The sequence below is a fragment of the Ectothiorhodospira marina genome, assembly GCF_900109495.1.
Classification (GTDB): Bacteria; Pseudomonadota; Gammaproteobacteria; order Ectothiorhodospirales; family Ectothiorhodospiraceae; genus Ectothiorhodospira; species Ectothiorhodospira marina.
The window spans coordinates 54,467-67,916 of sequence record NZ_FOAA01000013.1 but is presented as its reverse complement, the minus strand read 5'-3'; the positions used below and the strand labels follow the sequence as shown (position 1 = coordinate 67,916).

The window sequence follows — 13,450 nt, the reverse complement described above, 5'->3', positions numbered from 1 at the left end:
ACCCATGAAGATCAAGGAACAGTCTCTGCAGATCAGACGCATGGTGGAACAGGGGGATATCCGACAGATGTCCCGCTCCCAGGCTTGGTCGGTGGGCGCCGTGCGGGCGTTGATGGGGATCGGCAAGGAGGTTTCCGGCGGTCAACTGAACCTGCACGCCATGAGCTTGGTGTATACCAGTTTGCTGTCCATGGTGCCCTTGCTGGCCCTGTCCTTTTCGGTGCTCAAGGCCTTTGGTGCCCATAACGCAGTGGAGCCATTCCTGCTCACCTTGCTGGAGCCCTTGGGGGCGCAGGGGGAGGAGGTCGTCGTCAACGTGGTGGAGTTCGTGGAGAACATGCGGGTGGGGGTACTGGGTTTTGTTGGCCTGGTGTTCCTGTTCTTCACGGTGGTGGGGTTGATCCAGAAGGTGGAGGCGGCCTTCAACTACATCTGGCACGTGGATACACCGCGCAACTTCGTGCAGAAGTTCTCCAGCTATCTGAGCGTGATCCTGGTGGGGCCGGTGCTGATCTTTTCCGCGTTGGGGATCACCGGTACGGTGATGGCCACGGACATCGTGCAACGGGCCATGGAATACGGCATCGTGGGTGGATCGCTGGAACTCCTGTCAAAGCTGGTGCCGTATCTCCTGATCACCCTGGCCTTCACCTTCATCTATGTCTTCGTGCCCAACACACGGGTGCGGCCGGTGCCCGCCCTGATGGGCGCACTGGTGGCGGCGATCCTGTGGCAGAGCCTGGGCTGGGGGTTTGCCTCCATGATGGCCGGCTCCACCCGTTACGACGCCATCTATTCCAGCTTTGCCATCATGATCATGCTGTTGTTCTGGCTCTACCTGAATTGGCTGATCCTGCTGGTGGGCTCGCAAGTATCCTTCTATCTGCAGAATCCCACTTATCTACTGATCACCGACGGTGCCAAGGCCAGCCTTTCGGGCAACCTGCAGGAGCGCCTGGCACTGCGCCTGATGCAGATCCTGGGGACGCGTTTCTATGAGGGCGGAGAGCCTGTCTCCCGACAGGATCTGGCCCGTTGCGTCGGTCTGCCCGAGGAGGCCCTGGAAAGGGTGCTGCAGGCCCTGGAGAAGAGTGGATTGGTGGTGTCCACATCCAGGTATCCCAGCCGCTACCTGCCGGGACGGGACCTGGGGCAGATCGCCCTGAAGGATATCCTGGACGCGGTTCGGGGTTACGGCAATTCCCTCCCCGGCGAGCAGGAATCCGACCTGGACGATCAGGTGGACCGGGTCTGCAAGGAGATGGAGCAGGCCATGAAGGGCGCCCTTGGCAGCCAATCGCTGCGTGACCTGGTGCAAAACGCCAGCAGGAAGGGAGGGAACGCCGAGTCAACCATGGTGCCTTGAACATTCTCCGTGGCCGACCTTCGTGGTCACCATCCGACGCGCGTTGGCAAAGAGGGGAATGAACGGTCTTTTCGGTCCGCCGGAATCAAACCTCTGTCACACTTCACCTCTAACATGACGTCTCTGATTCCCCAATGAACCATCCGTGGGGCCGTGCAGGCCCCACCCAAGAGACGTCATGACCAGCACGCTTCTCTCGCGGCCCGTCGAACCGGCCGTCCGTCGTGGTAACGCCATGGATCGCCGGGTTGCCCGGGATCTGCTCGTGCATGTGGAACCGGCCCATCCGGATCACACGAACGAAGATATCGCCGCGCGTTTTGCCGCCGATCGCTCCCTGCAAAACCTGCCCGTCACCTTCGGGCGGCGCCCCATGGGGCTGATCAACCGCAGCCTGTTTCACAACATGATGGCCAAGCCGTTCTATCCGGAGTTGTACAGTCGGCAGAGTTGTATCGCCTTCATGGACAAGAGTCCCCTTGTGGCGGATGCCGGACTGGCCATTCACCAACTCACCGCGCTGGCCATCCAGGCTGGCGAAAAGGTGTTCGCCGATGGTTTCATCCTGGTGGAAGACGGTGATTATGTCGGTGTGGGTCAGATGCTGGACCTGATGCAGGCCATGACCGAGCTGCAGGAGCGGCAGCATCGGCAACTGAGAGAGAGCATCGATTACGCCAGCATCCTGCAGGCCTCCCTGCTCAAGCCCTCCTGTCAGGCCCTGAAGGATGCCCTGCCGGAGCAGCATTGGTTGTGCTGGCGTCCCCGGGATGTGGTGGGCGGCGACTTCTATCATTTCCTGCCCCTGTCAGACGGGTTCCTGCTGGGGCTGTTCGACTGCACGGGCCATGGTGTACCCGGTGCCTTCATGACCCTGATTGCCGTGGCAGCCCTGGAGCGGGCACTTGCCGAACAGGGGACAGATGATCCCGCTGCGCTGCTCCAGGCCATGAATCGTCGCATCAAGCAAAGCCTGAATCAGCAGGGGGATTGTGATTGCAATACCCGACGGCTGGAGGATTCTGACGATGGTCTCGACGGGGCGATACTGCGGTTTTACGCCTCCAGCCACCAGGTATGCTATGCAGGTGCCCACATGCCCCTGTTCCGGGTGACGCCGGCTGCCGAGCCGTCATGCGAGCAGATCAAGGGTGACAGGGCGGGCGTGGGTTACACGGGCACGCACTGGGATCAGGAATGGCGGAACCAGACGCTGGAATGCCAGCCCGGGGAAAGGCTGTATCTGGTCAGTGATGGCGTGATCGACCAGATTGGTGGCGACAAGCGTATCGCCTTCGGCAAGAAGCGGCTGCGGCAATGCCTGCTGGAGACACGCCAGCTGACGCTGCCCGAGCAGGGCAGGGCCCTTGAGAAGGCACTGGATGATTATCGTGGCGAAGAGCCGCCCCGTGACGACATCACCTTGATCGCCCTGGCGTTGCCCGATGGCTCCCATTCCCTTTGAGGTTTCCTCCATGAATCAAGCACTGTGCATCTGCACCAACAAGCCCCAGGAGTGCGCGCGGCAAAATGGCGACCTGATTTTCTACTACGTGGGGGATTTTTCCCAGAACATCATCCACGCCATCGGCGATGCGGTGAAGCTTCGCCTGGAAGCCAGTGAAACGCCCGGCAGCACCCGGCGCAAGCTCTTCTCCATCTTTATCGAGATGGCGCAGAACATCATCCATTATTCCAGCGATCCACTGCAGGCGAACGATGCGTCGGCGGGGGAGATACGCGCCGGGTCGGTGTGTATCTGTCGTTCCGGCGAGCAGTTTCAGATCATTTGCAAGAATCCCGTCACCCGCGACTGGGCAGATCAATTGCAACAGACGCTGTCCGCCCTGCGGGAGATGTCGCGCGAGGAAATCAAACGTTCCTACCGGCAGCAGTTGCGCGCCGACGAGCCACCGGCCAACAGCAAGGGAGCCGGCCTGGGGCTGCTGACCATCGCCCGGGACAGCGCCGCGCCCATCGACTACGAGATCGGGGAACACCCCTTTGGGCACATGACGCTGACGCTGCGCGCCTACCTTTGAAGTTCAATCGGGAGAACACGTCCATGGACAATCGCCTTTACATCCCCGCCACACCAGACACCCCGGAAGTGGACTTCGATTTCGACGCCTGCCATCTGTGCCTGCGTGGGGAGTCCTATCCCGAGAGTGCCGTGAGTTTTTACCATGACATCCTGGAACGCACGCGGGAATTTCTCGATGCCTGCAAGGATACGGAGGTCCAGGTCACCATCGAGCTCAAGTACTTCAACAGTTCCAGCACCAAGATGCTGTTCAATCTGGTGGATTTGCTGAACTACTCCATTGTTCGCGGCAATCATGTCCGGTTGAACTGGGTCCATGACGAGGAAGACGAGACCATCCTGGAATTCGGCCAGGAACTGGCAGAGGACTTTCCCGATATTGATTTCCGCGCCATGCCCACACAGGCCCTCTGACATGGATGCCCCCGATCTCTTTGCCCCGGAGAAAGCGGCCCTGCGCCGAGCCAGGGAGGCACTTGAACAGGGGGATGGCGAGATTGCCCACCGGGCCCTGGCGGAATTGATTCAGGGCTTTGATCGCATGATTCGCGACACGGGTCGACTGATCAACCACGCGGATCGCACGGAGCGGGAACTCAATCGGGCCAATCAGAAGCTGCGGGAACTCACCGAAGAGCTCACCTTCAGAAGCCGACACGACGGGCTCACCGGCCTGCTCAATCGCGAAACCTTCATTGGCGAGACACTCCCGCTCATGGAGTCTGATCCGGTCATACTGCTGCTGCTGGACATCGATCACTTCAAGCAGGTCAACGACCGTTACGGGCATCCCGTGGGGGACAAGATCATTGTAGGTGTGGCCCGGGTGCTGCGCGAGTTGAGCCCGGAGCAGGCCCTGTGCGGTCGCCTGGGAGGCGAGGAATTCGCCATCCTCCTGGCGCGCGGGGATTGGGCAGGGGCGCTGCGGCTGGCCAATGGCATCTGCGCCGCGATCAGAGAGATCCGTGAGTCTCCGCACCCGGGCCTGCGGGTGACCGCCTCCATGAGTGCGGCCGCCAGTGTCCCCGGCACCCGTTTCGACACGCTGTATGTCTGTGCCGACGATGCCCTCTACCGGGCCAAATCTCTGGGACGGGATCGCATTGAGGAGGTGCCCGACTGGATTACCCCAGACGACTGATGGGCATCGGATCCGCTATGCACAGGCCCTGATCGCTGGCAAGGCGACGATCGACAAACAGGGCATTGCCCGCCTGTCGCTTGGCGCAGCGTTTCACCTCGCTGGCCCGCTGGGCGATATCCAGGTGAGAATCAAACGTACCCGGGTCAATGGGGACCACCCCGATGGACAGGCTGAGCAGGGGGAAGAAGTGTGGCTTTCCCTGTCGATCCGGCAACGCAACGCCCCCGGCTGCCCGGTCGCCGTCATCATAGAAATCTCCCACCTGCGCGGCAAAGGCGTCCAGTAACCACTCGCACTGGGCGCGCCAGTCTTCCTCTTCAGTGAAGACGAGTATGAAGTCATCGCCACCCACGTGTCCGACAAAGTCTCCAGGGCGCTTGGGTAGCCGGCGCATCAGGTCGCTGAGTGCGCGGATCACGCGATCACCCCGGGCGTAACCGTAGTGATCATTGAAGGGTTTGAAGTGGTCTACATCGCAGTAGGCCACCGTAAAGGGCTTTGCCTCCCGCAGCAGCAGGTCCAGGTGTTCGTTGATGGGCACGTTACCTGGCAGCTGAGTCAGTGGATTGGCGTAGCGCGCATAATGAAGCTGCAATTTGGTCAACTTTCGTAGCAGCTCGACCAGCCAGCCCATCCCCAGGTAATCCCCGGTCTGGGCATCGACGATCACGAACTCCTGATCCACCTGCCAATGCGCGGTGATGGTCTCGCTCAATTCTTCCAGCGGTTGGTCAGCCGGTACCAGGAGCGGATCCACCCGCATGAAATAGCGTAGCGGGCTGCGGTCGTGCAGTTCGCGGGTGAACCGCTGGGAGTAGAGCATGAGCAGTTCATGGCGTCGCACGATACCGACCGGCCTTCCTCCGTCCACCACGGGAAGACAATGCAGGTCTGGTGATGCCTGGAAACGCTCCACCGTTTCTGCCAGCGTCTGGTTCGGGGTGGCCACGGGATTGGGGCGGATCAATTCCTCTGCCCGACTGCGACGCGCCGGGAACCAGGCCTGTTCCTTTGCAGGTCGCTTGCTTCGGTGCCATTCCTGCGTCTGTGCGGGTTGGGCTGCGGGTCGCGCGATGTGGTAGCCCTGCCCCAAGGGGATGCCCAAATGTCGAATGACATCGTATTCCTCGGCGGTCTCGATCCCCTCGGCGATGATGCGCGTGCCCAGCCCGTGGGCAATCTCGTTGATGGAGCGCAGGAATTGTCGTTTGACGTCATCGCGATCGACGTTCTGCACGAAATGCATGTCGATCTTCACGTATTCCGGCTGCAATTCAGACCAGTGGCGCAGGCTGCTGTAACCGGCCCCCAGGTCATCCAGGGCAATGGAAAAACCCATGTCCCGGTAATGCCGCACGGCCTCGCGCATGATGGAATAGTCGACGATGGGTTCCTGCTCGGTGAGTTCGATCACCACCCGCTCGGGTGCGATTCCGGCCTCTTTGAGGAACCGCAGGGTGACGCCGTGTATTGCCTTGCGGTCCAGCAACACATCAGGGGTCACGTTCAGAAACAACTTGCCCTGAAGCTCCAGGTGGGCAAACTGCTGCAGGATCACCTCGCGACAAAGCACGTCCAGTTCAAATAATCGTCCTTGTCTCCGGGCCTCCGCCAGGAGTTTCTGAGGGGCGTGCCATGGGCTGTCGGAAGGCCCCCTGATCAAGCCTTCATAGCCTCTCACCGCCCCATCTCTCATGTCGACGATGGGCTGAAACAAGGCATGAAGATCCCCGCCCGCGATGATGTGGTCGAGCGTTTGACAACTGGACACTGGGTTTCCGATGTATAGGCTTTTGAACAGGTGCGAAGGGTAGCGCGGATGCGTGACATGTCTGTGACAGGGGTCACCTCCGCCCAGGGGCGCCTCGGTCCAGTCAGTTGACCCAGTATGAGTGTCATCAAAATGTCATCTATGCTTCACAAAGCTGACACCCCTGCTTTCCATACTCTCGGTCGTCAAAACCGGATTCCGCCCGGGTTCGCCTCGGGTGGGGGTCGGCTTGCCATCCATCCCGCAAGAGAGGCATTTCATGAAGCACCTCAAGAAAACTTTCGTTGCCGCTAGCGTATCGGCCGCGCTGCTCATCGCTGGCCCCGCGCAGGCGGATCGGGTTGATCCGGACCTGCCTGACTATGAGCGTGTCTCGGGCGTTTCGGGCAATCTGTCCTCCATCGGTTCAGACACCCTGAACAACCTCATGACCCTGTGGGCCGAGGAATTCAGCCGCTTCTACCCCAACGTGAACATCCAGATCCAGGGCGCCGGTTCCGGCACCGCCCCGCCGGCCCTTGCCGAGGGCACCGCCAACTTCGGTCCCATGAGCCGCCCCATGCGCTCCTCCGAAAAGCAGACCTTCGAGGAACGCCACGGCTATCCGCCCACGGAAGTGCCCGTGGCCATCGACCTGCTGGCGGTGTTTGTGAACAAGGACAACCCGATCGATGGTCTGACCATTCCCCAGGTGGATGCCATCTTCTCCGAGACCCGCCGTTGCGGGCATGACGAGAACATCACCCGCTGGGGCCAGGTGGGCCTGACCGGTGGCTGGGAAAACCGTGACATCGCCCTGTATGGCCGTAACTCCGTGTCCGGCACCTACGGATACTTCCGTCAGCACGCCATGTGCGGTGGCGATTTCAGCAACGATGTGAACGAGCAGCCTGGTTCTGCCTCCGTGGTGCAAGGTGTGACCGAGTCCATCAATGGCATCGGTTATTCCGGTATCGGGTATCAGACGGCTGGCGTCAAGGCCATTGCCCTGGGGCGTGAGGATGGCACTTTGTACGAGCCGAATGCTGAAAACGCCCTGAACGGCAATTACCCGCTGGCCCGTTCCCTGTTGGTGTACACCAACGCCAACCCCAACCGCGGTCTGCCCCCGCTGGAGCGCGAGTTCCTGAAGATGGTGCTCTCCAAGCAGGGCCAGGAAGTGACGGCGCGTGATGGCTTTGTGCCGCTGACCTCCGGTGTGGTGGAACGCGTACGAGCCGACCTGGAAATCGAATGATCGGGTAGACCCCGGATCCTCATTTCATGCCGATCTGACCAGGGCCCCCGACGGGGCCTTGGTTTTTCCATTGTGTCGACTTCATTGCGCCGTCATGGAAATGTCATTTTCCTGAGTTACCGTTGGCGCCAACACGGTGGGCCCCTGCCGGGGTCGCCAGCCTTTCTCCCTTGATAAGACGACGATCACCATGAGCACAACCAATGCGGCCATTGGCAAGGACGGTGGGAGCCCTCGGGGCGAGGCCCTCCTGCCCAGTGGCACCCAGCGTGCCCGGCTGAGAAAGTGGCGCTATTTCAAGGACGGCGTCTCCCGTTATGGCGTGGGCGCCGGGGGCCTCGGTGTTGTTTTTGCCCTTGGCCTGATCTTTGTCTACCTCTTCTATGAGGTGGCCCCCTTGCTCATGTCGGCGGATGTCACGCCCCATGAGAGCTACCAGATCCCCGGCGAGCCCGGGGCGCAAACACTGCACCTGGCCATGGAACGTTACGAGGAGCTTGGCGTGCGCTTCTCGGATGATGGTGTGGCCACGTTTTTCGAGACGCAGGATGGCACGGTACGCAAGTCCGTGGAGTTGCCCATTCCGCCGACGGCCCGCATCACCGGCTTCTCTGCGGCTGAATCGCGTCAGCGCCTGGTGGCCTACGGGCTGTCGGACGGTACGGCCGTGGTGGCACGGCACGACTATGATCTGACCTACCCGGATGACACACGCTACATTGAGCCCAAGCTCACCTTCCCCCTGGGCAAAGAACCGGTGGTGATGGACTCATCAGGGGAACCGCTCATCCAGGTGGCCATTCAAGAGGGTACGCGCGGATTCGCCATGGCTGCCCTGACCGCAAACAACCGGCTGGTGTTCAGCCTGTATCGTACCTCCACCAACTTGTTCACCGGCGACAGCGAGATCAGCCGCAGCGAGTATGAGCTGCCATCGCCCCCCGGTGTGGCCCGGCGCGTGCTGGTGGACTCCGATCATCGGGCGGTGTTTGTTGCCGACAACCAATCCCGTCTCCATTATTACGACGTATCCCAGCCGCGCAACCCACGGCTGGTGGAGAGCGTGCGCGTGGTGGACGAGGGCCATCAGGTGACCACCATGGAATTCCTGGTGGGCACCCAGTCCGTCATCATTGGCGGCTCGGACGGCTCCCTGACCCAATGGTTCCTGGTCCGGGACGATAACAACGAGCGGCACTTGCAAGAGGTGCGCAGCTTCGAGCCGCAGCCGGCGGCCATTGCCACCATCGCCCCGGAACTGGCCCGCAAGGGGTTTGTGGTGGGCGATGCCGCGGGTGGACTCAGCATTCACTACGCCACATCCCATCGCACCCTCCTGCAGGAAGACATCCTGGATGGGCCCATCCAGGCCATCGGCCTGTCGCCGGTGAATCAAGCCATGCTGATGCTGGGTCCGGACGGGCGCGTCACCCCCATGACGCTCAAGAATCCCCACCCGGAGTTTTCCCTGGGCGCGCTTTGGGGGAAGGTGTGGTACGAGGGTCGTGAAGAGCCCACCTACACTTGGCAATCTTCCGGGGCCACGGACGAATTCGAACCCAAGTTCAGTTTGATTCCCGTGACTCTGGGGACCATCAAGGCGGCCTTTTACGCCATGTTGTTCGCCACGCCCCTGGCCATCATGGGCGCCATCTACACCGCCTACTTCATGCAGCGCCATCTGCGGGGTTTTGTGAAACCCACGGTGGAGGTGATGGAGGCGATGCCCACGGTCATCCTGGGTTTTCTTGCCGGCCTGTGGCTTGCGCCTTTCATCGAGGCCCATCTGCCCGCAGTGTTCAGCATCTTTATCCTCTTGCCGTTGTTGATGCTCGTGGTGGGGTTTGCCTGGTCCCGCCTGCCTGGGGCGATTCGTCTGCGGTTCCCGGCGGGCCTGGAGATGCTCATTCTGGTGCCCGCCATCATCATCATGGTCTGGCTGTGCATCCAGGTGAGTCCGCTGATCGAGATCTGGTTCTTCGGTGGCAGCACCCGGCAGTGGCTGACGGACGTGGGTATCAGCTTTGACCAGCGCAATGCCCTGGTGGTGGGTATCGCCATGGGCTTTGCCGTGATCCCCACCATCTTCTCCATTGCCGAGGATGCCGTCTATACGGTCCCCAGGCATCTCACACAAGGCTCTCTGGCCTTGGGGGCCACGGCCTGGCAAACGGTGGTGGGGGTGGTCCTGCCCACGGCCAGTCCGGGCATCTTTGCCGCCGTGATGATGGGCTTTGGCCGTGCGGTGGGCGAGACCATGATCGTGCTCATGGCCACGGGCAACACGCCGGTCATCAACTTCAATATCTTTGAAGGCATGCGCACCCTGTCGGCCAATATCGCCGTGGAACTCACCGAGACGGCGGTGGGCGGTACCCACTACCGGATCCTGTTCCTCTCGGCACTGGTGCTGCTGGTGCTCACCTTCGTACTCAACACCGCCGCCGAGATCGTGCGCCAGCGTCTGCGCCAGCGTTACAGCAACCTGTAGGCCCGGAATCCTGACCAATGACAATCAAGAAATGGTTTAAAAGCGGCTCCCCCTGGATCTGGCTTAACGCGGGTGCCATTGCCATCAGCATGATCATGGTGGTGGGCCTGCTGTCGCTGATCCTGGTGCGAGGTTTCTCGCACTTCTGGCCAGCGCCCATCGTTGAGACCACATTGACACAGCCGGATGGCCGACAGGTCCAGCTGCTGGGTGAACTGTCCCGGTCACAGACGCTTCCTGCGCAGGTGATGCGCGAGGCTGGGGTGGACATCCCCAGTGACATCGACCTGGTCACGCGCCACCTGATCAAGCAGGGTAATCGGGACGTCTGGGGCCGCGACTTCGTCTGGTATCCGGAAACGGGCATGGACGAATGGCGTTACCCGAAGGAAGCGATGCGCCTTGAGCGACGTGAATGGGGTGATTTCTATGGCTATCCGGTGCGTCTGAAGGAGGAGGGACGTACGGTGGCCGAGGGTGAGAAACTCTGGCCGGAACTGCAACAGCGGGTTGATCGAGCCAATGAGCTCTTCGACGAGATCCGCGGGATTGAGCGCGGAGATATCGGCGCCGTCAATCACCGGATGGAGCGTGTGCGGCTGGAAGAGCGTCGTCTTGACATGGATCGCCGTGCCGGGCGCATTGATCGTGCCTCCATGGAAGAGGCCACGGTGGAACTCGAGGCCCGGCGAGCCGAACTGGCCGATGAGTACGCGGTGCTGCAGCAGCGCCTGGATCAGCTTTATCAGGACGTGCGTCGCGACACGCTGGTGGGTCGGGTGATGGATGGCCGGGAGGTGGAGATTCCGGTCGGCCAGATCATCCGGGCCGTCCAGCCCAACGACATGTCGGTGGTCTCCAAGGTGGGGCTGTACGTGGCGCAATTCTGGGACTTTCTCAGTGGTTATCCCCGCGAGGCCAACACCGAGGGCGGTATCCTGCCGGCCATTTTCGGCACGGTGACCATGGTGTTCGTCATGTCCATCATCGTCTCTCCATTCGGGGTACTGGCGGCCATCTACCTGCGGGAATACGCTCGACAGGGGCCCTTGCTACGAGTGATCCGTATCTCCGTCTATAACCTGGCGGGCGTGCCTTCCATCGTGTTTGGGGTCTTTGGTCTGGGCTTTTTCGTCTACTTCGTGGGGGGCGCCGTGGACCAGCAGTTCTTCCCGGCGGCACTGCCATCACCCACCTTCGGAACCCCGGGGCTGCTCTGGGCCGCGCTTACCCTGGCATTGCTGACATTGCCGGTGGTGATTGTGGCCACGGAGGAGGGGCTGGCCCGTATCCCCAGCACCATCCGTCACGGTAGCCTGGCGCTGGGTGCCACCAAGGCGGAGACCCTGTGGAAGGTGGTGGTGCCCCTGGCCACGCCGGCCATGATGACGGGGTTGATCCTGGCCATTGCCCGGGCGGCGGGCGAGGTGGCGCCACTGATGCTCGTGGGGGTGGTCAAGCTGGCCCCGACCCTGCCCATCGACGGCCACTTCCCCTTCATCCACCTGGAACGCAAGATCATGCACCTGGGCTTCCACATTTATGACGTGGGCTTCCAGAGCCCCAACGTGGAGGCGGCTCAGCCACTGGTCTATGCCACGGCCATGACTCTCGTGATACTCATCGTGATGCTGAACCTCACGGCCATCAGTATTCGCAACCGGCTGCGGGAGAAGTACCGCAGCGAATCCGATTGATCCACCGCCCCAGGTCCGATACATAAAGAGTGACTCCAATGGATGCCACAATGACCCAGACTGACAACAATGCCCCGGCCTCGAGCCATGGCATTGCCTCGAGCCTGTTCGAGAACCCGAACGCCAAGCGCCTCAGACTCTCGGATGAGCGTATTGCTCTGGAGGTGGAAAATCTCAACCTCTTTTACGGGGAAGAGCAGGCCCTCAAGAACATCTCCCTGAGACTGGCCGCCAACCGGGTGACCGCCTTCATTGGCCCTTCCGGCTGCGGCAAGTCCACCCTGCTGCGCTGCTTCAACCGCATGAATGATCTGGTGGACTCCTGCAGCATCGAGGGGGCCATTCGCCTGGAGGGCAAGGACATCTATGATCGCAAGGTGGATGTGGCCGAGTTGCGCCGCCGGGTGGGCATGGTGTTCCAGAAGCCTAACCCCTTCCCCAAGACGATCTATGAGAACGTGGCGTATGGTCTTCGCCTGCAGGGCGTGCGCAACCGCAAGGTACTCGACGAGGTGGTGGAACGTTCCCTGCGTGGGGCGGCCCTCTGGGACGAGGTCAAGGATCGTCTCAACCAGAATGCCTTCGGCCTCTCCGGTGGTCAGCAGCAGCGTCTGGTGATCGCCCGGGCCATCGCCATCGAGCCGGATGTGATCCTGTTGGACGAGCCGGCCTCGGCCCTGGACCCGATCTCCACGGCCAAGATCGAGGAGTTGATCTACGAGCTCAAGGAGGATTACACCATCTTGATCGTCACCCACAACATGCAGCAGGCCGCCCGCGTCTCCGATTACACGGCCTATATGTACCTGGGGGAAATGGTGGAATACGGCGATACCATGACCCTGTTCACCAATCCGAGCAAGAAGGCGACGGAAGATTACATCACCGGTCGCTACGGCTGATGACCCCGGTAGGGTCAACACATGACACAGCATTCTATTGAGGCATAAGGCGATGGATCAGAGCAGTCTGGGTGGTCACTACCTGGAAAAGTACAACGAAGAGTTGGAGACCCTGCGTCTTCGGGTGCTCAACATGGGGGCCTTGGTAGAGCAGCAGGTGGCCAACGCCGTGAAGGCCCTGGCCACGGCGGACACGGCCCTGGCTGACGAGGTGATCCAGGAAGATGTGCGGGTGAACAGCCTGGAGGTGGTGATCGACGAGCATTGCTCGGAGATCCTGGCGCGGCACCAGCCGGCGGCCAGTGACCTGAGGTTCATCCTGGCCATCATCAAGACCATCACTGACCTGGAGCGCATCGGCGACCAGGCCGAAAAGGTGGCTCGCATGGCATTGCACCTGGCGGAAAAGGATCGACCACGTAACCAGTACAATGATGTGAAGGCCCTGGGAGACAAGGTGACGCAGTTGGTGCACAACGCCGTGGATGCCTTTGCCCGCCTGGATGTGGACACCGCCGTGGCCACCGCACGGGAAGACATCAATGTGGACCGGGATTACGAGGCGGTGATGCGTCAGCACATCACCTTCATGATGGAAGACCCCCGCACCATTTCCCGCGCCCTGGATGTGGTCTGGGCCATCCGCGCCCTGGAGCGCGTCGGCGACCATGCCCGCAACATGTGCGAGTATGTGATCTACCTGGTCAAGGGCAAGGATGTCAGGCACATCAGTCTGGATGAGATGGAGCGCATCGCGCGGGGAGAGGATGTGAAGGACAAGAACGCGGAGTAGCTGAG

At 61.2% G+C, this 13,450-nt stretch carries 11 protein-coding genes; 10 read left to right on the top strand and 1 reads right to left on the bottom strand.

Going from position 1 to position 13,450, the window contains the following annotated elements; all coding sequences use genetic code 11:
* Nucleotides 1–4 precede the first annotated feature (4 nt).
* The 5 genes from BMY52_RS11390 (at nt 5) to BMY52_RS11370 (ending at nt 4,551) form a co-directional block, all read left to right on the top strand.
* Complete coding sequence (locus BMY52_RS11390) at nt 5–1,366, top strand: YhjD/YihY/BrkB family envelope integrity protein (RefSeq protein WP_090254498.1); 1,362 nt, start codon at nt 5–7, stop codon at nt 1,364–1,366.
* Nucleotides 1,367–1,544: 178 nt separating this feature from the next.
* Nucleotides 1,545–2,831, top strand: coding sequence for a SpoIIE family protein phosphatase (locus tag BMY52_RS11385; protein WP_090254496.1), 1,287 nt, complete (start codon nt 1,545–1,547; stop codon nt 2,829–2,831).
* 10 nt (nt 2,832–2,841) lie between these two features.
* The gene (locus BMY52_RS11380; protein ID WP_177169942.1) at nt 2,842–3,408 is read left to right on the top strand and encodes a SiaB family protein kinase; all 567 of its coding nucleotides are present in this window, start codon (nt 2,842–2,844) and stop codon (nt 3,406–3,408) included.
* A gap of 23 nt (nt 3,409–3,431) precedes the next feature.
* Nucleotides 3,432–3,824 carry a DUF1987 domain-containing protein gene (locus tag BMY52_RS11375; protein ID WP_090254583.1) on the top strand — a complete coding sequence of 131 codons (393 nt, stop codon included), beginning with the start codon at nt 3,432–3,434 and terminating at the stop codon, nt 3,822–3,824.
* A 1-nt stretch (nt 3,825) separates the two neighbouring features.
* Nucleotides 3,826–4,551 (top strand): GGDEF domain-containing protein, encoded by a 726-nt coding sequence (locus BMY52_RS11370; RefSeq protein WP_177169941.1) that lies wholly within the window; start codon nt 3,826–3,828, stop codon nt 4,549–4,551.
* Here BMY52_RS11370 and BMY52_RS11365 read toward each other — a convergent pair.
* A complete protein-coding gene (locus tag BMY52_RS11365; protein ID WP_090254492.1) occupies nt 4,535–6,325 on the bottom strand; it encodes a GGDEF domain-containing protein in 1,791 nt (596 codons plus the stop codon). The genes BMY52_RS11370 and BMY52_RS11365 overlap by 17 nt on opposite strands.
* A 259-nt stretch (nt 6,326–6,584) precedes the next feature.
* On the opposite strand from BMY52_RS11365, the gene BMY52_RS11360 reads away from it, so the two are divergent.
* From BMY52_RS11360 to phoU, 5 genes are all read left to right on the top strand, one after another.
* The gene (locus BMY52_RS11360) at nt 6,585–7,562 is read left to right on the top strand and encodes a PstS family phosphate ABC transporter substrate-binding protein (RefSeq protein ID WP_090254490.1); all 978 of its coding nucleotides are present in this window, start codon (nt 6,585–6,587) and stop codon (nt 7,560–7,562) included.
* A 190-nt stretch (nt 7,563–7,752) separates the two neighbouring features.
* Nucleotides 7,753–10,053, top strand: a complete 2,301-nt coding sequence (locus tag BMY52_RS11355; protein ID WP_090254488.1) for an ABC transporter permease subunit — start codon at nt 7,753–7,755, stop codon at nt 10,051–10,053.
* Between the two features lie 23 nt (nt 10,054–10,076).
* The gene (gene pstA / locus BMY52_RS11350; protein ID WP_090254581.1) at nt 10,077–11,750 is read left to right on the top strand and encodes a phosphate ABC transporter permease PstA; all 1,674 of its coding nucleotides are present in this window, start codon (nt 10,077–10,079) and stop codon (nt 11,748–11,750) included.
* Nucleotides 11,751–11,788: 38 nt separating this feature from the next.
* The gene (gene pstB / locus BMY52_RS11345; RefSeq protein ID WP_425429233.1) at nt 11,789–12,652 is read left to right on the top strand and encodes a phosphate ABC transporter ATP-binding protein PstB; all 864 of its coding nucleotides are present in this window, start codon (nt 11,789–11,791) and stop codon (nt 12,650–12,652) included.
* Nucleotides 12,653–12,704: 52 nt separating this feature from the next.
* Entirely contained in the window at nt 12,705–13,445 is a 741-nt protein-coding gene (gene phoU / locus BMY52_RS11340) for a phosphate signaling complex protein PhoU (RefSeq protein ID WP_090254487.1), read from the top strand.
* Nucleotides 13,446–13,450 lie beyond the last annotated feature (5 nt).